The organism is Bradyrhizobium ottawaense, assembly GCF_002278135.3.
Classification (GTDB): Bacteria; Pseudomonadota; Alphaproteobacteria; order Rhizobiales; family Xanthobacteraceae; genus Bradyrhizobium; species Bradyrhizobium ottawaense.
The window spans coordinates 1477641-1501994 of record NZ_CP029425.2 but is presented as its reverse complement, the minus strand read 5'-3'; the positions used below and the strand labels follow the sequence as shown (position 1 = coordinate 1501994).

Sequence of the window (24354 nt, the reverse complement as noted above, 5' to 3'; positions counted from 1 at the left end):
CAACTGCCGGTGGGGCATTGTCCGTTGTCAGAGCTCATCTTGGCTGCTGGACTGTGCACCTGAGCCCTCGCTTCGACCGCAAACACCAGCGGAAACATTACAACAAAAAGAACTGCAAGAATCCTCGACATCACCCGGCCCCTCGTTTCAGTGTCAAGTCAGACTTTACCCAAGAATTTGACTGAGAAAGAAAGCAAATCGATCATTGAGAGCATGCGCCTTGCGCCTCGACCGTTGAACGACTCCATCCATTTGAGCCGATGCGAGTTCAAAACGCGACTGCGCCGACAACAGCCCAAACACAAGCAAATTTCATTTTTCTCCGCCTTGGTGATTCAGCACGTCGGCTGCCGACTGCACCAGATCTTGGCTCTCTGCGGGTCCATCTGCTGAATGGCCCTTGCATAGCATCCCGTGATGGGGCCCATGCATTTCTGGTAGGTGCCGTTAGATAGAGCCGCATCAGCGCGCGTGACGGCGGAGGACGAAGAGGGTCTTGCTTCGCGGTGCTGCAGCTCTGGCTTTTTCTTTGCTTCAGGCAACGCTCCCTTCTTCTCGCACTCATTCTCGTCGTTCAGGACGTAGCCCTTGCGGCAGGTGATTTTCGTGCAGCGGTCCCCCTCTGCGCGGTAGCCGTTCTCGCAAGTCAGCGGACAGATTCGCCCGCCCTTGTTTCTGACGGCGTCCAGCGCGTCGGTAGTGGCGACGCTCACATTCAGTTTCATGCCAGCGTGCTTGTTGAAGAGGTCGAGGGCTTTCTGCGAGGGCTCACCCCAAACGCCGTCGACAACGCCCACATTGCATCCCACGCGACGTAGCTCGGCTTGCAGCGCGCGAGCTGTGTCGGCACTGATCTGCTCCGTCTCGACGGGAGGTGGTAGAGCAGCGACTTGCTGGTTCTTTTCTCGCGAGGCATTCTCTCGAGTTGCGAGTTCCCGCGCCGCGTTCTCCTGGGCTGTCAGACGAGCTCTTTCAGCCGCAGCAGCCTTGTCCTGCTCGACCTGCTTGACCTTCTCGGCAGCGATGCGGGCCTCTTCAGCTGCCTTGGCAGCCGCAGCTGCTTTTTCTATCTCGAACTGTCTTGCACCTTCTGCGGCAAGTCGAACCCTCTCCTGCTCCGCTAGCCTCGCCTTTTCAGCGGCAGCTGCCCGCGCCTCTTCTGCAGCGATTTTTTTCGCGTGCGCTCTCGCAAGGTTGGCATAGAAACCATCCGGATATTGAGACAGAAAGGCTTCCCAGCCATCGCGGGTGCCGAGTTGCAGCGCCAGTTCGTAGTCCCTTCGGATTGCCGTCTGCGGATCCGCCTGCGGTCCTGTTGGTGACGGCGCCGCCACTGCCGGGACAAGCGATAGATCATCGCCTCCAAGTGAGCCGTAGAGGTATGGCTCTTGCCTGTTGGCGGTAGACTTCAAAACTTCGTCGCGGACGTAACCAAAAGCCTTTCGCAGATCCAGGCCCGGCTTGGTGACGTGGTGAACCATCGCCGCCGTGAACGGACTATTCTTGCCGTCACCATCCAGCGCTGTTGAACCTGCCTTCGATGCGAAGGCAATCAGGGTGTTGGGGCCTGACGGTTCTACCTTTGCGAGGCCGCGCCCAATCGCCCTGGAAGCGAGGGTCCGCTTCATCACCTTCGAGAACGGGCTGTCACGGCATGCGTCAAGAACCACCAGCCGCAGCTTTTTCGCAGGCTCGATAGCGACCAACACCCGATCCAGCGACATTGCCTCGTCATAAATGTCAGTGTCACGTTCGAGGACAGCATCGATCGGGACGAGATAATTGACCCCATCAACCTCGATGCCGTGACCTGCATAGTAAACGACCGCAACCTCGGCATCGCGGGACTGTTCGATAAAGTCCCGCAGCGCCCGCCTCATATCGGCTACTTTCAGGTCATGACGCAGGTCGACAAGATCGAAGCCGGCAGCCTTCAAGGTTTCCGCCACGAGCGCAGCGTCGCTGGAGGGATTGCCGAGCCGGGCGACCTTTTCATAAGCCGAGTTACCGATCACCAGCGCCACGCGACGCTCGGCCTGCGCCGAACCGCAGGTCAGCCAGATGAAAAAGAATAATGAAAACCAGCGAAGAGCGCCCATCGTAGGCCCCGATCAAAGTGTGCGCAGCCTACGTCGAGCCTGATGAAAGGCAAGCATTGGCTCTGTGATGCTGATCACACTTCGATGCCGTGCCTGCAGTTTGGCAAACTTCCGCTGTGCCTTGGTAAGCTGACGACAACGCGTACTCCCCCAAGCGGAGTTCTTGTGCCCACAACGATCCTGGAAGGACAGCCGATGACCATCAAAGCCGTCGTCTTCGACGCCTACGGAACGCTCTACGACATCCAGTCGGTGGCCGAGGTCACCGAGGATGCGTTTCCCGGCTATGGCGAGATCATCACGCAGGTCTGGCGCATCAAGCAGCTCGAATACACCTGGTTGCGCTCGCTGATGCAGCGCTACCAGGATTTCACCGCGGTCACCCGCGACTCGCTGGCCTATACGCTGCGCGTGCTCGGGCTGGCCTATGAGAGCGAGGCGTTCGAGCGCGTCATCGAGAAATATCTGCATCTCGACCTCTATCCGGACGCGACAAGCGCGCTTGCAGCGCTCAAGCCGCGTAAGCTCGCTATCCTCTCCAACGGCAGCCCGGACATGCTGAATGCACTGGTGCGCAATTCCGGCCTCGATCGTCTGCTCGATGCCACCATCAGCGTCGATGCCAAGAAGATCTTCAAGCCGAGCCCGGAGGCCTACTTGCTGATCGGGGAAGTGCTCGGCACCGCACCGAGCGAGACTCTGTTCGTGTCCTCCAACCCCTGGGACGTGGCGGGCGCGAAAGCGTTCGGGCTGAACGTCGCCTGGATCGAGCGGGTGACACCGGAAGCCATGGCGCTGGCTTGCGTCGAGAACGAACTCATGGCACCGCTGACGATGTTTAGGGCGATCCGCACCCAGATGGACGAGCTTGGTTTCGCACCGGATCATCGTGTCCGGGCGCTCTCCGAGCTGCCAATGATTGCTTAGGCATCGCCGCCCGCAAAGTCTGAAATGAGCTGCCCGGAATGAGCCTGGAATCCGTTCGCGCCTTTTTCGCCGAGAAAGCCCCCGACATCACAGTGATGGAATCGCCGATCAGCTCGGCCACGGTGCCGCTGGCGGCCGAAGCCTACGGGGTCGAGCCCGGAATGATTGCCAAGACGCTGAGCTTGCGCGTCGGCGAACGCGTGATCCTGATCGTCGCCGCCGGCACCTCGCGCATGGACAACAAGAAGGTCAAGGCGCAGTTCGGCGGCAAGCCGAAGATGCTGGGGCTGGAGGAGGTCGCCGACATCACCGGCCATGAGGTCGGCGGCGTCTGCCCGTTCGGGCTGAAGTCGCCGCTGCCGATCTATTGCGACGTCTCCCTGAAGGCTTTCGACGTCGTGGTCCCGGCCGCCGGCTCGACCCACAGCGCGGTGCGCATCACGCCCGACCGGATGGCCGAGCTGACCGCCGCCGAATGGGTCGATGTCTGCGAGGTCAGGCCGTAAGGCGGCACCGGATACGATCCCTGATGCATTTGCCGATCAGGGAGGCTAGCATGGCGCCGATGACCGACGACAAGGTGAAACGACGACTGACCACCGTGCTGTGCGCTGACGTGTACGGCTATTCTCGTCTCATGGAAGCAGACGAGACCGGAACGCTGGAGACGCTCCGCCGCTACCGCACCGCCATCGCGCGATTGGTCGAGCGCCATGACGGCCGCATCGTGAATACCTGGGGCGATGCCGTGATCGCCGAGTTCGCCAGCGTCGTCGAGGCCGTGCAATGCGCGGTCGAGATTCAGCAGGAAATCTCCAGTCAGGCCGCGGACGCGCCGCAGGCGAGCCCGATGCAGTTTCGCATCGGCATCAACCTCGGCGACGTCATGGTGGACGGCTCCGACATCTATGGCGACGGGGTCAATATCGCATCGCGGCTGCAAGAGCTCGCTGAGCCCGGCGGCGTCGTGATCTCGAGCTCCGTCTACGACCAGGTGCACAACAAATTGTCGGTTGGCTTCGACTGTCTCGGCCAGCGTCCCCTGAAGAACATCGCGCCCCTGACCAGCTATCGGCTGACCCTGGGTAGCCAAACGGCGGTGCCGGGAAGCGTCCCGATCGAGGCAAGCGCAGCGCCCTCAGAGCGAGCGCGTGCTCCGCGAATGGACAACAGGCGCGAGCTGTCTTCGGCGACGAATGTCGTCTCGGATTGGCTCGCAAAGCTGCCCCGCCCGCTGGCAGCGGCCCTCACGGTGTCGGCCTTCCTGATTCTGATCAATCTTTTCACTGGCAACAAGATCTGGTTCCATTGGCCGGTCGCAGCCATTCTCTTCGGTGTCGTCCTGCGGATGGTGCTTGGACAACCTGAATCGGACAGCCAGACCGAGCGCTGACCCGGCGGCACGACCGCATCGTCGCGCCTGGCGCTGCGCAATTTTCCGGATCCTGCTCTCTTCAGAGCCTAATCGTCGTAATCGTCATAGGGACGCTGCGGAGGTGGCGGCGGCGCATTGTTATAGCGCGGCGGCGGTGCGGCGCGATTGCGCGGGACCTGCTGCTGCGGCGGCATCTGGTTGTTGGACTGGAACACGGCGCGGCAGCCGCTCGACAGCTGCGGCGTGTTCTGCTGCAGGCAGGCGGTGATCCGGCTCACGTCCGGAATCTGGTCGCTGCACAGACGCCAGACGTCCGGCGTACATGCCATCTGCTGTTCCATGGTGCCGCGATATTCCTGGGCGCATGCAGCGCCCTGCGCGACGATGCCGCCGACCGCGAGCGCCACACCCAGCGCAATCCGCTCTGTTCGCATGTCCCGATCCTTCTCGATTCCCGTCGATTTTCATCAATCAATGAGGCAGGACCCGGTTCTGAACCAACAACAAAATGTGAAAATGGCTTCGGAACCCAATTCACCCTAAATATTCGGGTTGCCCGCAACGTCATCCCCTGCGCTGTTGTCCACTTGCCCGGGCGACATGCGGCGCCACGGTCCGTGGCACCGCCGCAACAGGGCCAGCGCAAACCGGCGGGCTTGCGCCTTTGGCCATAGGGCATTTCGCATAACGCCAAGAACCGCGGCGACGGCCCCGCTAGCAATTGCGCTGGAATGAGGGAATCCGTCGATGCCGACTGCAATACCGGCCTGTGCGCAAAACACCACAACGGCCGCCATCCTGCGTAACAGGCTGCTCGTGACTGCGGCGCTGGCGCCGCTGGTGCTTGCCGCGCTGCCCGTCCTTACAGCCGTCCCGGCGCTCGCGGCCTGCACTGTGGCCGGCACCGGCACGATTGGCGCGCTCAATTCGGGCGATGTCGCGACCTGCACCGGCCTCGGCAACACCGACCACATCAACGCCACCGGCGGCAGCAACGTCACGGTCAACGTCGGCGACGGTACCTTGACGTCGCTCCTGCCGGGCGCCGGGATTCCCGCGATCGTGTTCGACGGCACCATCGCTTCGCATGTCACCGTCAACGATCAGGCGACAGCTTCGACCTACAGCGGAGCCGTGCTGCTCTCCAACGGATCAAGCCACAACAATGTGACGATCGCGGCTGGCGGGATCGCGGAAGGTACGGGCAACGCCGAAGCGGCCATCGTCATCGACAATTCGAACAGCAATCTCGTCAACATTCGCGGGACGGTCGTCGGCACCGGAGGAAACACGACGGGACTGCGGATTAGCGGCACGTCCAGCGACAATGTCGTCCTTGTCTATCAGGGTGGATCGATCGGCGGCGGCCATACCGGCGTGCAGCTCATTGCCGGCGGCAATACCCTCATCAATGGCGGCACGATTTCGGGCGGCTTCTTCATCGCCATCCAGGGCTCTTCCGGCACCGACACTGTCCTCAATGCCGGAACCATCTCCGGCGGCGGCAGCGGAGCGATCGACCTGTCCGGAGGCGATGACCTGCTGGGCCTCGCCCCGGGCTCGACGATCACCGGAAATGTTCGCGGCGGGACCGGCACCGACACGCTGAACCTTGGCAGCAGCGGCAGCGCCTCGTTCGATCTCGGCAATCTCGGAGCCGGCCTTCAATTCGACGAGTTCGAGCAACTGACAAAGACCGGCACCTCGGTCTGGACGCTGACCGGCACCACCGCCTTCAACGGAGCCACCACGGTGGACGCGGGCGGCCTGATCGTGAACGGCACGTTGCCATCGGTCGTCACCGTCAACGGCGGCTATCTCGGCGGCACCGGCACGGTCGGCGGCATCGTCGTCAACAATGGCGGCATGGTCGTTTCAGGCAATTCGATCGGGACCCTCAATGTCAGCGGCAATCTGACCTTCAACGCCGGCTCGACCTTTCAGGTCGAGATCAATCCCGGCGGCCAGTCCGACAAGATCGCGGCGACCGGGACGGCGACGCTCAATGGCGGCACGGTGCAGATCGTGCCGCTCGGCGCGGGCTTCCTCGCCAACACCCAATATACGATCCTGACCGCGACCGGCGGCGTCACCGGCACGTTCGCGACGCTCACGACCTCGGGCAGCCCGCTGGTCTCGGGGCAACTCAGCTACGATGCCAACAATGTCTACTTCCTTCTGCAACAGATCGGCGGCTTCGGAACGCTGTCGGGCCTGACCCCGAACCAGACGGCGGTGGCCGGCGCGCTGGATCAGGCGCAGTCCGGCGGCGCATCCGGTCCGCTCGGCACCGCGATCAATACGCTCGCCGCGCTCAATACATCAGGCATCAAGGCCGGCCTCGACGATCTCGCCGGGCAGATTCACGCCGACGGTCGCCGCTTCACCGCGGACCAGGCCGACATGTTCCAGAGCTTCATGTGGAACGCCGGCACGCAGTCGCGCGGCGAGAGCGTGCGGATGTCAGCCACAGCCTACGCCGAGGCGCCGGTGGACCCGATCGGCAAGGCGCTGCGGGGTCGCCGCGCTGCACCGGTGCAGAGCATCTGGTTCGGCGGCTACGGAAATTGGGACAAGGTGGCGGCGAGCAACATTGCTTTCGGGACCAGCACGGCCGTTGGCGGCGCGGCCCTCGGCGCCGATCTCTGGAACCTGCCGGGCTTCACGGCCGGCCTTGCGATCGGCGCATCGACCGGTCAGTTGCGCATGGCGGGCCGGGCCGACCGCATCGACGCCAATGCCGGTCATGCCGGCTTCTACGCACGCGGTGAAGCGGGAGGATTCAATCTCGCATCCGCCATCAGCTATTCCTTCGCGGCGCTGGAATCCTCCCGCACGATCTCGTTCCTGGGACAGACTGCAACGGCTTCCTCGCGGGCGAATACCTTTGCCGCGTCGTTCGGCATCGCACGTCCCTTCGAGACCGGATGGGGTTTTGCGGCCGAGCCGTTCGCCAAGGCCGACTGGTATTCAACGCGCCAGGGCAGCTTCTCCGAGACCGGCGCGCCCGGCGTCAATCAGCTGGTGCGCGCCGGCAGCTTCGACGTCGGCTACGGCACGGCCGGCTTGCGCACCCATCACCGCATGATGATGCCGAACGGTCACGCGGCGCAGTTCGGCGCGACCCTTGCCGTACGCCATGAGTTTTCCGGCAACGCAGCAACCATTACCGCTGCGCTCGAAGGCGCGCCCGGCATTCCGTTCGCGATCACCGGCGTCGAGCGCGCGCGCACGGTGGCGCTCACCGGTGCCGAGATCCGATGGGACCTCACGGCCGCGACATCGTTCAAGGCATCCTACGAGGGCGCGTTCGCGCCGGGATATGACCGGCATACCCTTCGGGGCGTTGTCCGCAGCGAATTCTAAAGCATGATCCGGAAAGTGCGCAGCGGTTTTCCGAAAGATCATGCTTAAACAGACAACTTGAAGCGAAGCCCTACTCCACCTTGCCGATCTTCTTCACCGCCGCGATCAGCCGCTTGCTGTCGGTCGCGACGAATTCGGCGAAGGCCGGCGCATCCTGATAGGCGACGAGGCTGCCCGAGGTTTCGAAAGGCCTTGAGCACCTCGGGACTCGCCATCACCTGTGCCATCGCCTCGCGCAGGCGGGTCGCGATCGGCGCGGGAAGAGAGCTCTGTGCGAACAGCCCGGCCCAGATATACATCTCGACGTCCTTGTAGCCGAGCTCCTGGAAGGTCGGCACATCGGGAAAGCTCGCGATGCGCTGGGCGCCGCAATTGCCGAGCACGCGGAGCTTGCCGTCGTCGACCTGCGGCTTCAGCGTCCCCGGCGCGGCGGCGATCGCCTGCACGGTCCCACCGAGGATTGCGGTGAGCGCGGGACCCGCGCCACGGAACGGCACGTGCAGCAGCTTGATGCCGGCACTGTTGGCGAACATCTCCATCGCCACATGCAGCGTCCCGTAAGGGCCTGACGAGCCGTAGGTGATCTGACCCGGCCGCTTCTTCGCGTCCTCGACGAAATCCTGCGCCGTTTTCCATGGCGCGGAGGCCGGCACCGCCAGCAGCGTGGGATCGGCGAGCACGCGCGCGATCGGCATGAACTGCGAGACCTCGTAGGCGGCGGGACGGTCGAACAGCCGGTCGGCCTCGGGGAGCACCGCGAGCGAGGACAGCGTCATCAGCAGCGTGTAGCCATCGGGCTCGGCGCGTGCCGCCGCGGCATTGCCGACCGAGCCGCCGCCGCCTCCGGCACGGTTGTCGACGATGACGGCCTTGCCGAGGATCCGCTCCAGCGCCATCGCCACCGGCCGCGCGGCGAGATCGGCCTGTCCGCCCGCGGGAAACGGCACGATCATGGTGATGTTGCGGGCGGGGTAGGTTTGCGCAGAGGCCGGTCCGGGTAACGCAGCGCGCAGCAACGGCAGTGCAGCAGCGGCGCGCAGGACGTCGCGTCGATCCATGGCAGGTCCCTCTCCCCGAATTTTCTTGTTTCGCACCCAGCCTAGCGCCGCGATCGGCAAGAACAAGATTTTTACGAAGCGTTAGCCATGTTCGGCCGAGCCCGGAACGCATGCCTGGAGCCGCTGTTGCCCTCTTGAGGGAGTTCGTGATGCCAAACATTGGAACCATCGATGTCGCCCTGGACGAGATGCTGGTGAATCTCGCCGCGATCGTTCTGCGGCTTGCAAGGCCCGAAGTGACGCGTACGCCGGAAGCGCGCCGCGCATTGGCGCAATCGGTCCATCAATATGCGGTTTGTGCGAAGCGTTCGAGAGACCCTCGCGTTCACGTATTGAAGTCGCAGCTGGAAGAAACGCTGAAGCCAAGCCTGCGTATCGTCGCGATCGACGGCGTGAAGGTGGCGTAGGCGAACACCGTCATTGATGCCGCTCGCTTTCCTACGACGCCTTGACCTTCCCACGCGTCCGCCGCTTGCAGGTGCCCGGCAACTTGGCCGCGAGGAAATCGCCGAGGGCTTCGACGCGGGCGGGACGCGGGCCGCCGGGCGGCGTCACCAGGTGCACGGCGCCTTCGGCCTGCTTCCAATCCTTCAGGATCACTTCGACGGCGCCCGATGAGATCGCTTCGCCAACGATGAACTCGGGCAGCTCGGCGATGCCGAGGCCCGCAATCAGCGCCGGCATCACGGCTTCGCCGTTGTTGACGCGGAGCTGTCCACCCGGGCGCACGCTGGCCTGCTCGCCGGCGGAATTGGTGTAGTGCCAGATGTTGGGCGTCGACATATAGGCGTAGCTGAAGCATTTGTGCTCGGCCAGATGCATCGGATGCGTCGGCCGGCCGTGCTTCTTCAGATAGGACGGCGCGGCCACGGTGAAGCGCGGCATGGTGAAGAGCCGCCGCGCGATCAGCGAGGAGTCCGGCAGCCGCGCGATCCGCACCGCCATGTCAAAACCCTCGCCGATCAGGTCGACGGTCGCATCGCTCAAATGCAGATCGACCGAGACTTCCGGATAGGCCTCGAAGAACTCAGGCAGCAGCGGCGCCACCGCCTTGATGCCGAACGTCATGGGCACGGCGAGCCGCACCAGGCCTCGCGGCGCCACCGATTGCGCCAGCGCCTCGTTCTCCGCCGCTTCGCCGTCGGTCAGCAGCCGCGTCGCACGCTCGGCGAGCTTGTGCCCGGCATCGGTCAGCGCAAGCCGGCGTGAGGTGCGGTTGAACAGCCGGGCGCCGAGCCGCTCCTCCAGCCGTGTCACCGCCTTGGACACCGTGGCCTTGGACATGACGAGCTCGCTCGCGGCCCCCGCAAACGACCGTAACTCCACAACTTTCGCAAAGATCGCGAGCGCCTCGAAATCAGGGAGTTTTGCCATCAGGGCCATCCAATCGGGGCATCTATGGAAACAATGCGTTTCAACAGTTTCTATTTCTATACCACAAGCGGAGGCTTATCCAAGGGTCAATCGCAAACCTACGCAATGGAGAAATCCAATGACCAAGAAGCTCTCAGGCAAGGTCGCCCTCGTCACCGGCGGTTCGCGCGGCATCGGCGCGGCCTCTGCCCGCGCTCTCGCAGACCAAGGCGCGGATGTCGCCATCAGCTACGTGGCCTCGCCGGACAAGGCGGAAGCCGTCGTCACCGAGTTGAAGGCCAAGGGCGTCAGGGCCCGCGCTTTCAGGGCGGACCAGGCTTCCGCCAAGGACGTCACGCAGCTCGTCAACGACGTCGCCAAGGAATTCGGCCATCTCGACATCCTCGTCAACAATGCCGGCGTTGCCACTGGCGGTGCCATCGACGAGGCCAATGCCGACACGGATGCCCTCGCCCGCCAGGATCAAGTCAACGTGCACGGCGTGATCGCGGCGATCCGCGCCGCCTCGCAGCTGATGGGTGAAGGCGGCCGCATCGTCACCGTCGGCTCCATGCTCGCCGACCGCGCCTCGTTCCCTGGGCTTGCCGACTACGTCGCCACCAAAGCCGCCGTGGTTGGTTACACCAAGGGCGCGGCACGCGACCTCGGTCCGCGCGGCATCACCGTGAACGTGGTGCAGCCCGGCTCGATCGACACCGACATGAACCCGAAGGATGGCGGCGAGTTCGCCGAGACCCAGCGCAAGCAGCACGCATTGCAACGCTTCGGCCGTCCGGAGGAAGTCGCCGCCGGCATCGTCTTCCTCGCAAGCCCGGACGCCTCCTTCGTCACCGGCACGGTGCTCAACGTCGACGGCGGGTTCGGCGCCTGATCGAGGCGCCAACCACCCACACAGGAATTACGCAAATGATCGAACTCAGACCTTTCAATAAGCTCGGCGGCGCCGATCACGGCTGGCTCAAGGCCAAGCATCACTTCTCCTTCGCTGGCCATTACGACCCGAACAACATGGGTCACGGCGCATTGCGGGTGTGGAACGACGACGAGATCGCGCCCAACACCGGCTTTCCCGCTCATCCCCACGCCAACATGGAGATCATCACCTATGTGCGCGAGGGCGCGATCACGCACCAGGACAGCCTCGGCAACGAAGGCCGCACTGAAGCGGGCGACGTGCAGGTGATGAGCGCGGGCAGCGGCATCCGCCACTCCGAGTACAATCTGGAGCCGACCCAGACGCGGATCTTCCAGATCTGGATCGAGCCGACGACGCGCGGCGGACAGCCGACCTGGGGCTCGAAGCCGTTTCCGAAAGCGGATCGTTCCGGCAAGCTCGTCACCATCGCGAGCGGCTTCGATGACGATGCAGACGCGCTGCCGATCCGCGCCGATGCGCGGGTGCTCGCAACTACGCTGAAGGCCGGCGAGAGCGCGGAGTACGCGCCGCAGAAGGCGCGGCATCTCTACCTGGTGCCTGCGGCAGGTTCAGTCGAGATCAACGGCGTGCGCGTCAACGCCCGCGACGGCGCCGCGATCCGCGACGAGGACCGGCTGAAGATCACCGCGCTCGAGGACACCGAGCTCGTGCTCGTCGACGCGGCGTAAACGCTCTCGCCGTCATGGCCGGGCATAGCCGTCTGAAGGACGGCGTCGCTTCCGCCAGCCTATGTCCCGGCCATCCACGGCTTCGACGATCCCAACAATCATCCAACTCTTCCCCCCAACGGAGACCACCATGACCAAAGTTCTCGTCCTCTATTATTCCGCCTATGGCCATATCGAAGCGATGGCCAACGCCGTCGCCGAAGGCGCGCGCGAGGCCGGCGCCACCGTCGACGTCAAGCGCGTGCCGGAGCTGGTGCCGGCCGAGGTCGCGAAAGCCTCCTATTACAAGGTCGATCAGGCCGCCCCCGTCGCCAAGATTGAGGATCTCGCCAATTACGATGCGATCATCGTCGGCACCGGCACCCGCTTCGGCCGCATGGCCTCGCAGATGGCGAACTTCCTCGATCAGGCCGGCGGGCTCTGGGCCAAGGGCGCGCTGCACGGCAAGGTCGGCGGCGCCTTCACGTCCACCGCGACCCAGCATGGCGGCCAGGAGACGACGCTGTTCTCGATCATCACCAACCTCCTGCATTTCGGCATGGTCGTGGTCGGCATGAACTACGGCTTCGCCGGCCAGATGAAGCTCGACGAGGTCACCGGCGGCGCACCCTACGGCGCCACCACGATCACCGGCGGCGACGGCAGTCGCCAGCCCAGCGCCAACGAGCTCGCCGGCGCGCGCTATCAGGGACGCCAGATCGCGGAGACCGCCAGGAAGCTCCACGGCTGAGCTCCATGGCTGATCGGTAGCGCCGATGCGTCGCGGCATTCCCGTCGGGAGTGCCGCTTCAGCGTGTTCCCTTGCCCATGGCGCGCGCCGCAAGGGCGGCCGCCGCGGGATGGCGGCGCAGGCCCTGCGCGGCATGGTCGCGCCATGCGAAAGGAACGCCGCGCCAGGACAGCGCGATGCTGACGTCGGTCAGCGGCACCCTCTCGGCACCGAAGCGCCGCTTGTAATCCTGGTTGCCGATGCTGAGGTCGAAACGGCGCACGCCCTCTGCATGCAGCGCCGCCATCGTGCGCTCGGCGACGAGCAGCCCCGGCGAGCAGCTCGACCATGAATTGCCGGCGTGGCTGATGCGCAAGAGGTAGTAGGTCGCGCCGGATCTGACGCCGAACGCGGTGGCGACAATACCCTTATCGCAGACGAGCGCTGTGACGACCGCATAACCTTCCGCGACGCCCTGGCGGGCGACCTCGCGGTAAAACCGCGCATGGGCGTCGTCGTTGAGGACGAACCGCGAGCCGAGCTGACGCATGCGCGCCTGCTGCTGGACATCCGTCACGTCAAGGAGCTCATGCGCGCGCGCAACGTCCGCGGCGATCTCGAACCGCGCTCCTTCGTGCCGGCTGAAGACGCGCCAGCAACGCGGCATCTGCATGCGCTTGATCGAGGCCTGGTAGTCCTCATAGTCGTCGCCCAGCAGCACGACATTGCCGTTGAGCGATGAGGATCCGATCCGCCCGAGCGACACCAGCGGATTCGGCTTGCCGCCGACCTGGGCCGGCATCTTCCTCAGGCGAAGCAAGTCGAAGCGATCCGGCAAGGCGCGCATCGCCTCGACCAGTGCCCCGCCGATCGCATCCATCGCCGCCGCGTCCAACGCGGCATCGAGCGCCAGGATCGGCGCGTTGTTGTCGGAGACGCCGAGATCTGCGAATTCGACGATGCGGATGCCGCGCCTGATGTGGCTGACCATCGGCACGACCGCGATATCCTTGCCGGTGGCGGCATCCGAGATCATCGCGATCAGCGGCGCAAAATCGTGAAACGCCTCATACCATGCATCGAGCCAGTAACCATGCTGGAATGCGGTGCGATGCCCGGCGTTCAGACGCGACGCGGCCTGCCGCCAGTCACGCACGAAATCGACAGCGACGTTCGACGTGCTGGACACGAGGCCATCTGGTTGCTCGACGCTGAGGAACGTCATCTGCGGGGCATACGATTACTGAATGTTTCGAGATAGATTATGTTTGTCGCACATCACAAGAGACGTAGCCGCTCAATCGTTAAGCCGATGCCACCATCGCCCCGGCTGCGACAAGCTGTCAGCGCTCCGGTTCCATCGGCTCGACGCATTGGAACCTGGCGAGGAAATGCAGGCCCGCCACCGCGAGCGCGAACATGAACCAGATCGGATTTTGCCGTTCGAGCAGGAAGGTCTCCGTCGCGCCGTAGTACAGGCCGAACAGCCACACGGTCAGGAACAGCTTTGCCAGCGCCCCACTGCGGCTGTGAGCCTGGGCTGACTGGAAATTGCCGAGCGGTGCGAGCACGAACACGAGAATCACGAGCAGCAGCCCCGGCAGACCGATGGTGACCGCGAGGTCGAGATAGCTGTTGTGGCTGTGCGCCGCCGACGTCGCCCATTCGGCGCCCTGGGCGGTCTGCCGTGCGGTGACATCATCCCAGAAGGCCGCATAGCCGTGACCGATGATCGGCTTCTCGGCGACGGCCGCGAGCGCGAACTCCCAGATCGCGGAGCGGCCGGTGAAGGTCGGATCGAGCGGCAGCAAGCGCGTCATCGCTCCCAACGCCGGGCTCAAGACACTGCCGACCGTCAGCAGGTTCATCACGATCAGCGGCACGAAGCAGATGATCCGCTTCAGCCACAGGCTTGGCGTCACGTAGACCAGCGACGCGAGCGCGTAGATCGCAAGGCACAGCACCGTCGAGGTCTTGCCGCCGGTGAAGATCAGGAAGATGCCGGCCAGCGCGGCGATCGCCGGTCCCATCACGAACGAGCCGACGGCGGTCAGGTAGATGCCGACATAGACCAGGATGGTCATCACGGGCGAGGCGATGTTCTTATGGCCAAAACTGCCGCGCCAGTCGCCGGCAAGCTGCGGCTCGCCGATATCGAACGCGGTATGGATCGAATAGTGCGGCGCGAGGAAGACACCGAGATAGCAGAGCGCGAGCAGCACCAGCGCGGCCGTACCCAGGCACAGATTGAAGCTGCGCTGCGTCGGCGGCAGCAAGGGCAGCAGGACGGCGAGCGACGTCACGCTGGCGGCGAGCACGAAGCGCTGGATCGAAACGCCGCGGCTCTCAGAGAGGACGATGTTGATCACCAGCCAGCCCACGAGGCAGAGATGAAGCGGTGTCACCAGGGTCTTCAGCGCGGGCGCATCCGTGGTGGCGACGAGCAGCACCGCGACCGCAGCGAGCAGTCCCCAGGAAACATAGGCCAGCGCCATTCGTCCGCCGACGACGGTGGTGACATCGGGATTGCGCAGGTCCGGGAACGGATCGAGCGTCACCAGCACCAGCAGCAGCGACGCGACGGCTACGATGCAACGCGCGGCCTGCACGGCATTCAGCTCCGCCAGGCCGTCGCGGAAGGCGCGGCCCAACGATCGGGCATCGAGGGTGATGTCGGCGGCGCTGCGGTCCATGGTTCAGGACACCTGGTGACGCCGGGGAAGCTCCAGGTCCGGGCTCAATCCCATCGAGCGTCCATCGACCGGGTTAGCGGGGGCCAGCGACGCCGCCGGCTGCCGCACGATGCTCCGCGCGATCTCGTAGTATTGCAGCGCCCGTTGCTCCAGCGTGAGGCTGTCCAGGACATAGCCGCGCGGATCGAACACGCCCGCAGCGCACCCTTCCCAGAAGTCGTCCCACCCGGCCTCGAACCCGGCGACGTCGACGAATTTGGCCCCGCAGCGCTCATCCCAATACGGCACCGACGACACCGGCGCGAACTGCACGCGGTGCGGATAGTAATCGGGGTCTCGCCACGGGCCGCCCGGATCCCAGGCGAATACCGGCACGCCGCAAGACAAGGCCTGCTGATAGGCGATGCCCTGGCTCTCGTTCTGACACAGGAAGATCATCGCGCGCGAGGCCGCCAGCGCCGCCTGATAATCTTCCTCCTTGTAGCTGCCATAGCGCAGCTCCGCGAAGGAGCGCCCCTCTTTTCGCAGGCGGGCGCGGACGGGTCCGATCAACTCCGGCGCAAAACGCTCGCGATCCCAGTGGACCTTGTCGTAGATCAGCACGTCGACGGCCTTCTGCGAGGCCTGCGACGGCGCCCATAGATCGGTGTCGATACCGACCGGCCAGGCCTCCGTCTCGGGCCAGTACGGCCGGTACATGTCCACGTACCAGGGGCCGGGTACCACGACTTTCTTCACCGGCAGCCGCTTGAACAAATCAGGATCGTCGAGCGGATGATTGTGGGCGGCGACGCCGAGCAGGATCGGGTTCTTCCACGCGAACTTGTCGAGCAGGAAGGTGCGGCCGACGATGCAGGCCAGCTCGTCGGGATGCCGCGCGATGTAGCCGTAGTCGTTGACGCGGTAGCGGATGCCGAGCCGGTCGAGCCCCGCACAGAGATTGAGGAACACGCGAAGCTGGCCGCTCATGCGCGGCTCGCCGAGCAGCAAGCGGCGCGCCATGCGCCGCAGATGCCGGTCGCCGGGAAACCAGCGATCGTCCTTGTCCTCATAGAAGAGGTTGAGGATCATCGCATCTGGGTCGTGTTCGAATGTCTTTGCGGGCACTGGATTCCATCCGCGGCAACCGGATGCGCATTCTCGCATGGGACCGGCTGTCACTCTCTTCCAAATTTGCCACAGGCTTAATGCCAGCGGCTTAACGCTAATTGACGAAACCGGCGCCGCGCAGGCCTTCCCGGCAACGATCAGGCTGTAATGCGAGTATCATTCGCTGGGCCTGCCCATGCTGCGATCGATCGCATCATCCATTCAGCGCATGCGTCCTGGTTAACAGACTCTTAAAGGCGAGCCGTGGCTCAGATCACCGCCGAAGACGTTCTCGATTTGCCGGCCACCACGCGCCTCGTTCCGGCGGGACGCCAGCCCCTGCCGTCGAGCTCGACCTCGTCGGTGTCCGTCGTCATTCCCGCCAAGAACGTTGCGGCCTATGTCGGCGAAACCCTGGCCAGCGCACTGGCGCAGGGCGAGGTGGGCGAAGTGATCGTCGTGGACGACGGCTCGACCGACGACACCACCGCCATCGTCCGCGGCATTCGCGATCCGCGGCTGCGCCTGATGACGAATGATTCCGCCGGCGTGTCGGCAGCGCGCAATCTCGGTGCGCGATATGCCCGCGGCGAATGGCTGCTGTTCCTCGATGCCGACGACCGCCTTCGCCCCGGCGCAGTGGCGGCACTGCTGGAGGCGGCACGCGGGGCTCCGCGGGCGGTGCTCGTCTATGGCGATTACAACACGATCGACAGCGAGGGACACCAGATCGGCCGGCGCGGCCTGCTGAAAGGGCGCCGGAAGCCGTCCGGCGACGTGCTGACGCGGCTCGCCGCCGGCAATTTCATCGTCAATGGCGGTATTGCGCTGGCACGCGCGGAAGCTTTCCGGGCCATCGGCGGTTTCGACACATCGCTGCGCTATTGTGAGGACTGGCACTGCTGGTGTCGCCTCGCCGCAATCGGCGAGTTCGAGTTCGCGCCAAAACTGCTGCTCGATTATCGCCTGCACACCGCCAACACCATGAACGCGGCGGTGCGGACGCCGAAGGACTTCTTCCCTGCCATCGCGAGGGTATTCGACGACGGACTGATCCTGGCACGCCTGCCCGAGGGCATGGCGACCGGACTGCGCCTCGCCGCCGAACTTCATCTCATCACCTACTCGGCGATGCAGGCGGTTCGCTTCGGCCGATATCGCCAGGCTTTTGGCTATCTCGGAATGGTCGGCCGGCGCTCGCTCAAGGCGTTGCCGCGCGCCGCGGCCAGGACCGCCCTCGCCCGCTTCGGCATCTAATCGTCACGACACGATCTTCGAGGCCTCATAGGGCTTCGGCTCGATCCCGAATGCCGCGAGCATCGAGCCGAGCGCGACCATCACCGGATGCATCGCGACGACGGCCTTCGACGACGTCAACAGACCTGCGGACCGAACCAGCGAGAGCGGCAATCGCCCGAGCATCTGCGCGAACACCCGCGCTCGCGCCGCCGCGCCCTGCGCGGCCTTGTACTGCACGCGGTAATTGATCGCGCCGATGCGCAGGCCACGCTTGGCGATCCAGCCGAGGCTGGTGCGGCTTTGCGGCACGGTCTCGGTGATGACGGCCTCCGCCGTCCAGTGGAAGATCATGCCGGCATCACGGCACCGCACGAAGAAATCACAATCGCCGCCGCCGAGGAAATTGAAGCGCAGGTCGAACGCGGGACGGTCGAACCGCTCGAAGGCGGCGCGCGTGATCAGACAATTGCCGCAGCCATAGATCAGCGGCACAGCGCCGGAATAGTCGTAGGCGGGACAAAAGGCGGGATGACGCGAAAGCCACGGCTTGCTGTCATCGTCGAACATCGGCAGCACCGGCCCGCCGACCACGTCGGCGCCGGTCGCCTCCGCGGTACGGACCATCAGCTCGAGCCAGTCGCTTGATGCGATCTCGTCGTCATCGATCATCAGGAAGCGGGTTGCGGCAGGAAACAGTGCCTGCGCCGTCTCGAACGCAGCATTGATGGCCTGGCAATTGCCCTGCCGCTTCTCGACGAGGCAGACGCCCTGCAGCCTGCCGGCGGCCAGAAACTCCGCGGCAACCGGCGCGCTCTCGCGCTGCGTGGCATCGTTCTCGACCATAACGACGGCAAAGGACCGCGGGGTCCGCTGGCTCGCCAGCGACTCCAGCGTCAGCCGCAGGTGCTGCGGACGGCGAAAGCAGGGAATGCAGACGACGATACCGACCGACAGGTCGATGACCCCGGAGCTCGCCGCGATCTCCCGGTTGGGATCGCGCACGGCATCCGAGATACGCGTGGCAGACAGGTCTGTCGGGATCAATGTCATGACGTTCTAGATGTCCGAGATATATTGAAAAAGCCCTGCTTCATTCGTACGTCCCGCGACGGCACATCGTCGCGGGACAGATGCGTCCCAAAACGAACGGCCAGTTCATGGCGCCTCACGCGGGTCTCCCGGCGGTCCCAAGACAACATCATGCGTTTAACTGCTTTCGTCTGTTTCTCCCGCGAAATCATGAGCACGTGGTACTGCAATTCGCGGTCCATGCGCCGGCGAAGACCCAACATGAACAATGCCGTAGTTAATGCGCATGGGCATTAACCCGACCGTAAGCACTGCGACCGGTGAGACGGCGCGGCATCGGATTTGCTCTTCGGGCTCGCGATATTTTTCCTGTAAGTTTGAATAGAACAAGCGCGGTCAGAAAATATGAACAAGCCAGCCACGATCGATTTTGCGCGAGCCACGGCGATCCAGATTCCTGCGGCCGCGGCCCCCGTCCAGGCACTTCACGATCTCGTCCCCGGCGAAGCCCGCGACAGCCTGCTCGCAGTTCACGACGTGCTGCGCCGTGAACTGCCGCAAGGCCAGCTCGCCATCTATGAAGCCGGCGGCGGCTCGTGCAGCGTCCTGCCGCCGGAATTGCCTGGACGCAGCAAGGTCACCGTCGTCGACATCGACGAGGACCAGGTCCGCAACAACACCTACGCGGATGAGGCGATCCTCGGCGACGTGCAGACCTATCGCTTCGGACGCGAGACCTTCGATCTCGTGATCTGCTACAACGTGATCGAGCATCTGCCCCATGTCGACGCCGCGCTCCTGAACTTCCGCGATGCGCTCAAGCGCGGCGGGCTGATCCTGATCGGCGCGCCCAATCCCCGCTCGCTCTCCGGAATCGTCACCAAATACTCGCCGCACTGGTTTCACGTCTGGTTCTACCGGCACATCCGCGGCATCAAGGATGCCGGCATGCCCGGTGAGCCGCCATTCCCGACCTTCTTCCATCCGCTGGTGACGCTGCCCCGGCTCGAAGCCTTCGCGGCTGCCAACGGCCTTGAGATGATCTACCGCCGCGAGGTCGAAAGTCCGCGCTATCCCGAGATGCGCCGGCGCAAGCCGCTGTTCGCGGCGCTCGTGGACGCCGGCGCGGCCGTGCTGAATACCATGCTCTCGCGTGGGACCGACGTCCGTCGCGGCGACTATCACGTCATCCTGCGGAAGAGCTGACGGTCATGGCGCGCGCGCGGCTCATTGCAGAACAAGCCGAGCCTCGCGGCCAAGCCGTGCGCGGTAACGAACTGTTAATCTCAAGGGAGCCCCGGCATCGCTGGCGTCACGAGGACGCACTGCGGAGTGGCATGCGCTTAAACGCTTTGTTTGCCATTTCGGTGAATAGTCCCTCAATGAGTATGGTTAATTTTCCCTGTTGCGTTGATTGGGCACCTATATCCCGGGTGCATGGCGTAGAGCGAAGAGTAGCCCCTCAGCCTGCGGCAGTTGGAATGAAAGCTGGGGATCATGCTTGACTATAACCAGCCGATAGATCGGGCCGGACCGGAGTCGCCGCAACAACGGCCCCAGGCCGGCTTCAACGTGCTGGAGCTCGCCAATCTGCTCTGGCGGCGCAAGGTCGCGATTGCCGCGGCTGCCCTGCTCGGCGCAACTTTTGCCGTTACCGTGGGCAAGAGCCTGACGCCCCGCTACACCGCCACCGCCCAGCTCTATGTCGATCCGCGCGAGCTTCAGCTCGTCGATCGTGAGCTCACGCCGCGCGCGCAGGACGTCTCCGGCATGTCCATGGTGGTGGAGAGCCAGGCGCGGCTGATCACCTCCAACAGCGTGCTGCTCAAGGTGATCCAGCAGGCGGGTCTCGACAAGGACGCGGAATTCGGCGGCGGCAGCGACGGCCAGAGCCTGATGTCGTCACTGCTCGGCCTGATCGGCCTGCAGCCCCGCGCTCCCTCCGCGGCGGACAACAAGGAAGTGCAGCTTGCGGCGCTCGAGGCGCTGAACCGGCACATCACGATCCGCAAGACCGAGAAGAGCTTCATCGTCGACATCGAGGTCTGGTCGACGGATCCGGCGAAAGCGGCGATGCTCGCCAACACGCTGACCAATGCCTACCTCACCGAATCCCGCAACTCACAGGCTTCGGCCGCACGGCGCGCCACCAACGATCTCTCCGGCCGCCTCAAGGAGCTGCGCGAGCGGCTGCGCAACGCCGAGACCGCGCTCGCGACCTACAAGGCCCAGAACAATTTCGTCGGCACTCAGGATGCACTGATCAGCGATCAGCAGCTTTCCGCCAGCAACCAGCGGCTTTCCGCGGCCCGCGCGGCGACGATGGATGCGCAGGCGCGGCTCGACCAGATCGAGGCGAGCCGCCGTACCGCTGCCGATGCCGGCGCGATTCCGGAAGCGCTGCAATCGCCGACGATCGCGAATTTGCGCGCGCAATATGCCGATGCCCGCAAGAAATATGCTGAGCAGGCCGGCGAGCTCGGGCCGCGGCATCCGGCGCTGCGCCAGACCGAGAAGCAGGTCGAGGATCTCAAGCGCACCATCAGCGAGGAGATCGATCGCTTCGCCCAGTCAGCCAAGAACGATCTGACGCGCGCTCGCGACTATGAGGCTTCGCTGAACCGGGCGATGGAAGCGCAGAAGCGGCAGAGCGTGCAGCTCAGCCAGGCCGCCGTCCGCCTGCGCGAACTCGAGCGCGAGGCCGATGCCAGCCGCGACGTCTATCAATCCTTCCTCAAGCGCTCGCGCGAGACCGAGGAGCAGGAGACGCTGAACACCTCGGCGGCCCGCGTCATCGGCGAAGCGACGGTGCCGCAGCGGCGCTCGTTCCCGCCCGCCATGAGCCTGTTCGCCATGATCGGCTTCGTCTTCGGCGCGCTCGCGGCGTCAAGCTGGTTCGCCGCGGTCGAACTCCTGCTCGTCGGCGCACCGGCGCCCGCACCTGCCCGCCGGGAGCGCAAGCCGGCACCGGAGAGAACGCGCACTCCCGAGGCTTTGCCGGCTCCGGAAGCTCCGCAGCCTGCGCAGGTCTCGCGACCTCAGGAAGTGGCGCAGGCCCTGCCCGAACTTGCCGCGCCATCGCTGCAGCCTGCGATGGTCGAAAAGCCCCTGATCGAAAAGCCGCTGATCGCGCGCCTCCAGGAGGCCGACGTCATCCACACGCTCGGAGCCATTCTCGCCACCGGCGGCGGCGTCGACCTCACCCGGCTGGGCTGGCCGACGTTGCGGCCCGGCTTTCCCCTGACGAAACTGCTCAACGCCTGGCGCGATATGCGAGCTGCCGTGGCCCGGCGCGCCGGCGACAAGACGATGCCGGTCATCGCGCTGGTCGGCGCCGGCGACACCACCGGACGCAGCGTGATCGCGCTGAATTTCGCGCTCGCGGCGGCGCGCGACGGCGCCCGCGTGCTGATGATCGATGCCGACCATCAGGCCCGCGCGCTCTCGAACAAGGTCAGCCGCCCCGGCAAGAGCGAGCCGAGCAGGCTCGGCTGGCTCTCGATCGGCAGCAAGGCCGCACGCGAGATCAAGACGGTCAACGGCATTTCGGTGCTGCCGGCCGGCGAGGGTGATGCCGGCAAGGCTGCCGACGCGATCCGCAAGGCGATTGCGCAGGCGCGCGCCGCAGGCGGCTATGACCTCGTGATCCTCGACGGCCCCGCGATGCCGCTCTCGGCCGGCGGCCGCAAGCTGCTCGACGACACCGACGCGCTGGTGGCGGTGCTGCCAACCAGCCTCGACATCAACGACAGCCTGGAAGAGATCCTGACCGCGCTGGGCCGCGTCGAGCGCAAGCTCGTCGGCGTCGTGCTGGACGAGCTCACCCCTGCAATCCAAACGCGCCAGCGAGGCAGACAATATGCTTGAGCGTCGCGTCAACCTCGACGGACGGGCAGCAACGGCCGACGTGCCGCGAATCACCGTCGGCGGGCTCCGCATGGCCGCGATCGATCTGGAAGCGACCGCCGATTTCATGATCGAGGCGACCGATCCCGACAATCGCATCGGCCGCCCGTTATTCCTGACCTCGGCCAATGGCGAGGTGCTGGCGCGCTGCTCGACGGAACCGCAGACCGAGCGCCTGTTCCGCGCCGCCGACCTGATCAATGCCGACGGCCAGCCGCTGGTGGCGGCCTCGAGGCTGCAATCCTGGTTTCCCCTGCCCGAGCGCGTCGCGACCACGGACCTGTTCCACGTCGTCGCGCGCAAGGCGCAGGCGGTCGGCCGCACCTTCTACATGTTCGGCGCCAGCGAGGCCGAAAACATCGTGGCCGTCGAGAACGTCCAGAAGCTGTATCCGGACCTCAAGATCATCGGGCGCAGCCATGGCTATCTGCGAGGCGAGGCGCTGCGCGCCAAGGTCGAGGAGATCAATGCGCTTGCGCCGGACTATCTGTGGGTCGCGCTCGGCGTGCCCAATGAGCAGGCATTCGTGGAAGAGTTCACGCCGTACCTCACCAATGTTGGCGTTATCAAGACATCGGGCGGCCTCTTCAACTTTTTGTCGGGCAGCCGTTCCCGCGCGCCGCAATGGATGCAGAAGGTCGGACTCGAATGGGCGTGGCGCACCTTGCTCGAGCCGCGCCGCCTGTTCTGGCGCTATTTGACCACCAACCCCCGCGCGCTCTATCTTCTCTTCAGCCGCAACCGACCACTCCGCTAAGAGAAGAGCATAAGACGATATGACCGACCGACCGACTGTCCTCGTCACTGGGGGCGCGGGCTATATTGGCTCGCATGCCTGCCGCGCATTGACCGCCGCCGGCTACCAGCCCGTCGTTTATGACAATCTCTCGACAGGTCATCGCAGCTTCGTTGCCGGCCCCCTGGTGACGGGCGATCTGCTCGATGGCACGGCGCTGGCACGCGCCTTCGCCGACCACAAGATCACGGCGGTGATGCATTTCGCGGCGGCCAGCCTGGTCGGCGAGTCCATGACCGATCCGCAGAAATACTACATCAACAACGTTCAGGGCACGCTGTCGCTGCTGCAGGCGATGCGCAACGCAGGCTGCCATCGCATCGTGTTCTCCTCGACCGGCGCCGTCTACGGCAATGCCGATTCCAAGGAGCTGCCGGAAGACTTTCCCTGCGTACCGATCAACCCCTATGGCGCGTCGAAATGGATGATCGAGCGGATGCTCGCCGATTACCGCTCGGCTTACGGCTTCGGCGCGTTCTGCCTGCGCTATTTCAACGCCAGCGGCGCCGATCCGGCCGGTGGCATCGGCGAACTGCGCGACAATGAAACCCACCTCATTCCCCGTGCCATGATGGCGCTGCAGGGCCATGTCGACTTCGCGGTGTTCGGCGACGACTACGACACGCCCGACGGAACCGCGATCCGCGACTACATCCACGTCACCGACCTCGCCGCGGCGCATGTCGCGGCCCTGAAGCTCCTGGAAGAGGGGCATGCCGGCGGCAGCTTCAATCTCGGCACCGGCTCCGGCTTTTCCGTGCGCGAGATCCTGAACGCGATCAGGCAGGAGACCGGCCGCGAGGTGCCGCATACCATCAAGCCGCGCCGCGCCGGCGATCCGACCTATCTGGTTGCGGATCCCTCCGCTGCGCGAAAGGTGCTGAACTTTGTGCCTGGCCATTCCGACCTGGCTACGGTCATCCGCACCGCCTGGGCCTGGCACCAGAAGGCGCATCCGTTCAGACAGCGTTAGGCAATCGGGGCGCCCGCGCCTTGCTCAGCGGTGGCGTGAACGGCTAGACTGGGCCTTCGCTGCCGGCGACGATGCCGGCATGCCTGGCTCGTCCGAATGCGCGAGCCGATTTTTCC

General features: G+C 64.8%; 20 protein-coding genes and 1 pseudogene. 13 read left to right on the top strand and 8 right to left on the bottom strand.

The features are described from left to right. Nucleotides 1–335: 335 nt before the first annotated feature. Nucleotides 336–2099 carry a caspase family protein gene (locus CIT37_RS07110; protein WP_095424779.1) on the bottom strand — a complete coding sequence of 588 codons (1764 nt, stop codon included), beginning with the start codon at nucleotides 2097–2099 and terminating at the stop codon, nucleotides 336–338. 195 nt (nucleotides 2100–2294) lie between these two features. Here CIT37_RS07110 and CIT37_RS07105 point away from each other — a divergent pair, with 195 nt between their 5' ends. Genes CIT37_RS07105 through CIT37_RS07095 form a run of 3 tightly spaced genes read left to right on the top strand, consistent with a single transcriptional unit; the run spans nucleotide 2295 to nucleotide 4419 of the window. Continuing rightward, nucleotides 2295–3026 (top strand): haloacid dehalogenase type II, encoded by a 732-nt coding sequence (locus CIT37_RS07105; RefSeq protein ID WP_095424778.1) that lies wholly within the window; start codon nucleotides 2295–2297, stop codon nucleotides 3024–3026. 38 nt (nucleotides 3027–3064) lie between these two features. Then, complete coding sequence (locus tag CIT37_RS07100; RefSeq protein ID WP_028140075.1) at nucleotides 3065–3532, top strand: YbaK/EbsC family protein; 468 nt, start codon at nucleotides 3065–3067, stop codon at nucleotides 3530–3532. Between the two features lie 59 nt (nucleotides 3533–3591). Then, entirely contained in the window at nucleotides 3592–4419 is an 828-nt protein-coding gene (locus CIT37_RS07095) for an adenylate/guanylate cyclase domain-containing protein (protein ID WP_095424847.1), read from the top strand. A 68-nt stretch (nucleotides 4420–4487) separates the two neighbouring features. On the opposite strand, the gene CIT37_RS07090 is transcribed toward CIT37_RS07095, so the two are convergent. Next, nucleotides 4488–4835 carry a hypothetical protein gene (locus tag CIT37_RS07090; protein WP_095424777.1) on the bottom strand — a complete coding sequence of 116 codons (348 nt, stop codon included), beginning with the start codon at nucleotides 4833–4835 and terminating at the stop codon, nucleotides 4488–4490. 313 nt (nucleotides 4836–5148) lie between these two features. Here CIT37_RS07090 and CIT37_RS07085 point away from each other — a divergent pair, with 313 nt between their 5' ends. Beyond that, complete coding sequence (locus tag CIT37_RS07085) at nucleotides 5149–7767, top strand: autotransporter outer membrane beta-barrel domain-containing protein (protein ID WP_095424776.1); 2619 nt, start codon at nucleotides 5149–5151, stop codon at nucleotides 7765–7767. Nucleotides 7768–7837: 70 nt separating this feature from the next. Here CIT37_RS07085 and CIT37_RS07080 read toward each other — a convergent pair. Beyond that, nucleotides 7838–8825 (bottom strand): annotated as a pseudogene (locus CIT37_RS07080) (tripartite tricarboxylate transporter substrate binding protein). 149 nt (nucleotides 8826–8974) lie between these two features. Between CIT37_RS07080 and CIT37_RS07075 the strand changes: the two are divergent. Then, nucleotides 8975–9232, top strand: a complete 258-nt coding sequence (locus tag CIT37_RS07075) for a hypothetical protein (protein ID WP_028140071.1) — start codon at nucleotides 8975–8977, stop codon at nucleotides 9230–9232. Nucleotides 9233–9263: 31 nt separating this feature from the next. Here the strand turns inward: CIT37_RS07075 and CIT37_RS07070 are convergent, their stop codons facing one another. Further along, a complete protein-coding gene (locus tag CIT37_RS07070; protein ID WP_028140070.1) occupies nucleotides 9264–10199 on the bottom strand; it encodes a LysR family transcriptional regulator in 936 nt (311 codons plus the stop codon). Between the two features lie 118 nt (nucleotides 10200–10317). On the opposite strand from CIT37_RS07070, the gene CIT37_RS07065 reads away from it, so the two are divergent. The 3 genes from CIT37_RS07065 (at nucleotide 10318) to wrbA (ending at nucleotide 12534) form a co-directional block, all read left to right on the top strand. Then, nucleotides 10318–11070, top strand: coding sequence for an SDR family NAD(P)-dependent oxidoreductase (locus CIT37_RS07065; RefSeq protein WP_038947526.1), 753 nt, complete (start codon nucleotides 10318–10320; stop codon nucleotides 11068–11070). 35 nt (nucleotides 11071–11105) lie between these two features. Continuing rightward, nucleotides 11106–11804, top strand: coding sequence for a pirin family protein (locus CIT37_RS07060; RefSeq protein ID WP_028140068.1), 699 nt, complete (start codon nucleotides 11106–11108; stop codon nucleotides 11802–11804). Between the two features lie 130 nt (nucleotides 11805–11934). After that, nucleotides 11935–12534, top strand: a complete 600-nt coding sequence (wrbA, locus tag CIT37_RS07055; protein WP_038947528.1) for an NAD(P)H:quinone oxidoreductase — start codon at nucleotides 11935–11937, stop codon at nucleotides 12532–12534. A 58-nt stretch (nucleotides 12535–12592) separates the two neighbouring features. Here the strand turns inward: wrbA and CIT37_RS07050 are convergent, their stop codons facing one another. From CIT37_RS07050 to CIT37_RS07040, 3 genes are all read right to left on the bottom strand, one after another. Beyond that, nucleotides 12593–13738 carry a GNAT family N-acetyltransferase gene (locus CIT37_RS07050; RefSeq protein ID WP_028140066.1) on the bottom strand — a complete coding sequence of 382 codons (1146 nt, stop codon included), beginning with the start codon at nucleotides 13736–13738 and terminating at the stop codon, nucleotides 12593–12595. A gap of 118 nt (nucleotides 13739–13856) precedes the next feature. Further along, complete coding sequence (locus tag CIT37_RS07045; protein WP_099421833.1) at nucleotides 13857–15206, bottom strand: O-antigen ligase family protein; 1350 nt, start codon at nucleotides 15204–15206, stop codon at nucleotides 13857–13859. A 3-nt stretch (nucleotides 15207–15209) separates the two neighbouring features. Beyond that, nucleotides 15210–16313 carry a glycosyltransferase gene (locus tag CIT37_RS07040; protein WP_095424775.1) on the bottom strand — a complete coding sequence of 368 codons (1104 nt, stop codon included), beginning with the start codon at nucleotides 16311–16313 and terminating at the stop codon, nucleotides 15210–15212. Nucleotides 16314–16559: 246 nt separating this feature from the next. Here CIT37_RS07040 and CIT37_RS07035 point away from each other — a divergent pair, with 246 nt between their 5' ends. Continuing rightward, nucleotides 16560–17552, top strand: coding sequence for a glycosyltransferase (locus tag CIT37_RS07035; protein WP_161966342.1), 993 nt, complete (start codon nucleotides 16560–16562; stop codon nucleotides 17550–17552). A gap of 3 nt (nucleotides 17553–17555) precedes the next feature. Here CIT37_RS07035 and CIT37_RS07030 read toward each other — a convergent pair whose 3' ends face one another. Further along, entirely contained in the window at nucleotides 17556–18584 is a 1029-nt protein-coding gene (locus tag CIT37_RS07030) for a glycosyltransferase family 2 protein (RefSeq protein WP_095424774.1), read from the bottom strand. Nucleotides 18585–18968: 384 nt separating this feature from the next. Between CIT37_RS07030 and CIT37_RS07025 the strand changes: the two genes are divergently transcribed. From CIT37_RS07025 to galE, 4 genes are all read left to right on the top strand, one after another. Continuing rightward, nucleotides 18969–19769 carry a class I SAM-dependent methyltransferase gene (locus CIT37_RS07025; protein WP_095424772.1) on the top strand — a complete coding sequence of 267 codons (801 nt, stop codon included), beginning with the start codon at nucleotides 18969–18971 and terminating at the stop codon, nucleotides 19767–19769. A 291-nt stretch (nucleotides 19770–20060) separates the two neighbouring features. After that, nucleotides 20061–22430 carry an exopolysaccharide transport family protein gene (locus CIT37_RS07020; RefSeq protein ID WP_095424771.1) on the top strand — a complete coding sequence of 790 codons (2370 nt, stop codon included), beginning with the start codon at nucleotides 20061–20063 and terminating at the stop codon, nucleotides 22428–22430. Continuing rightward, nucleotides 22423–23226: a WecB/TagA/CpsF family glycosyltransferase gene (locus CIT37_RS07015; RefSeq protein ID WP_095424770.1), complete on the top strand. Its 804-nt coding sequence runs from the start codon at nucleotides 22423–22425 to the stop codon at nucleotides 23224–23226. Before CIT37_RS07020 ends, CIT37_RS07015 begins: the two co-directional genes overlap by 8 nt. 19 nt (nucleotides 23227–23245) lie before the next feature. Then, a complete protein-coding gene (gene galE / locus CIT37_RS07010) occupies nucleotides 23246–24238 on the top strand; it encodes a UDP-glucose 4-epimerase GalE (RefSeq protein ID WP_095424769.1) in 993 nt (330 codons plus the stop codon). Nucleotides 24239–24354 lie beyond the last annotated feature (116 nt).

Coding starts and splice junctions, on each gene's coding strand:
- CIT37_RS07110 (WP_095424779.1), bottom strand. CDS start 2,099: ATGGGCGCTCTTCGCTGGTTTTCATTATTCTTTTTCATCTGGCTGACC.
- CIT37_RS07105 (WP_095424778.1), top strand. CDS start 2,295: ATGACCATCAAAGCCGTCGTCTTCGACGCCTACGGAACGCTCTACGAC.
- CIT37_RS07100 (WP_028140075.1), top strand. CDS start 3,065: ATGAGCCTGGAATCCGTTCGCGCCTTTTTCGCCGAGAAAGCCCCCGAC.
- CIT37_RS07095 (WP_095424847.1), top strand. CDS start 3,592: ATGACCGACGACAAGGTGAAACGACGACTGACCACCGTGCTGTGCGCT.
- CIT37_RS07090 (WP_095424777.1), bottom strand. CDS start 4,835: ATGCGAACAGAGCGGATTGCGCTGGGTGTGGCGCTCGCGGTCGGCGGC.
- CIT37_RS07085 (WP_095424776.1), top strand. CDS start 5,149: ATGCCGACTGCAATACCGGCCTGTGCGCAAAACACCACAACGGCCGCC.
- CIT37_RS07075 (WP_028140071.1), top strand. CDS start 8,975: ATGCCAAACATTGGAACCATCGATGTCGCCCTGGACGAGATGCTGGTG.
- CIT37_RS07070 (WP_028140070.1), bottom strand. CDS start 10,199: ATGGCAAAACTCCCTGATTTCGAGGCGCTCGCGATCTTTGCGAAAGTT.
- CIT37_RS07065 (WP_038947526.1), top strand. CDS start 10,318: ATGACCAAGAAGCTCTCAGGCAAGGTCGCCCTCGTCACCGGCGGTTCG.
- CIT37_RS07060 (WP_028140068.1), top strand. CDS start 11,106: ATGATCGAACTCAGACCTTTCAATAAGCTCGGCGGCGCCGATCACGGC.
- wrbA (WP_038947528.1), top strand. CDS start 11,935: ATGACCAAAGTTCTCGTCCTCTATTATTCCGCCTATGGCCATATCGAA.
- CIT37_RS07050 (WP_028140066.1), bottom strand. CDS start 13,738: ATGACGTTCCTCAGCGTCGAGCAACCAGATGGCCTCGTGTCCAGCACG.
- CIT37_RS07045 (WP_099421833.1), bottom strand. CDS start 15,206: ATGGACCGCAGCGCCGCCGACATCACCCTCGATGCCCGATCGTTGGGC.
- CIT37_RS07030 (WP_095424774.1), bottom strand. CDS start 18,584: ATGACATTGATCCCGACAGACCTGTCTGCCACGCGTATCTCGGATGCC.
- CIT37_RS07025 (WP_095424772.1), top strand. CDS start 18,969: ATGAACAAGCCAGCCACGATCGATTTTGCGCGAGCCACGGCGATCCAG.
- CIT37_RS07020 (WP_095424771.1), top strand. CDS start 20,061: ATGCTTGACTATAACCAGCCGATAGATCGGGCCGGACCGGAGTCGCCG.
- CIT37_RS07015 (WP_095424770.1), top strand. CDS start 22,423: ATGCTTGAGCGTCGCGTCAACCTCGACGGACGGGCAGCAACGGCCGAC.
- galE (WP_095424769.1), top strand. CDS start 23,246: ATGACCGACCGACCGACTGTCCTCGTCACTGGGGGCGCGGGCTATATT.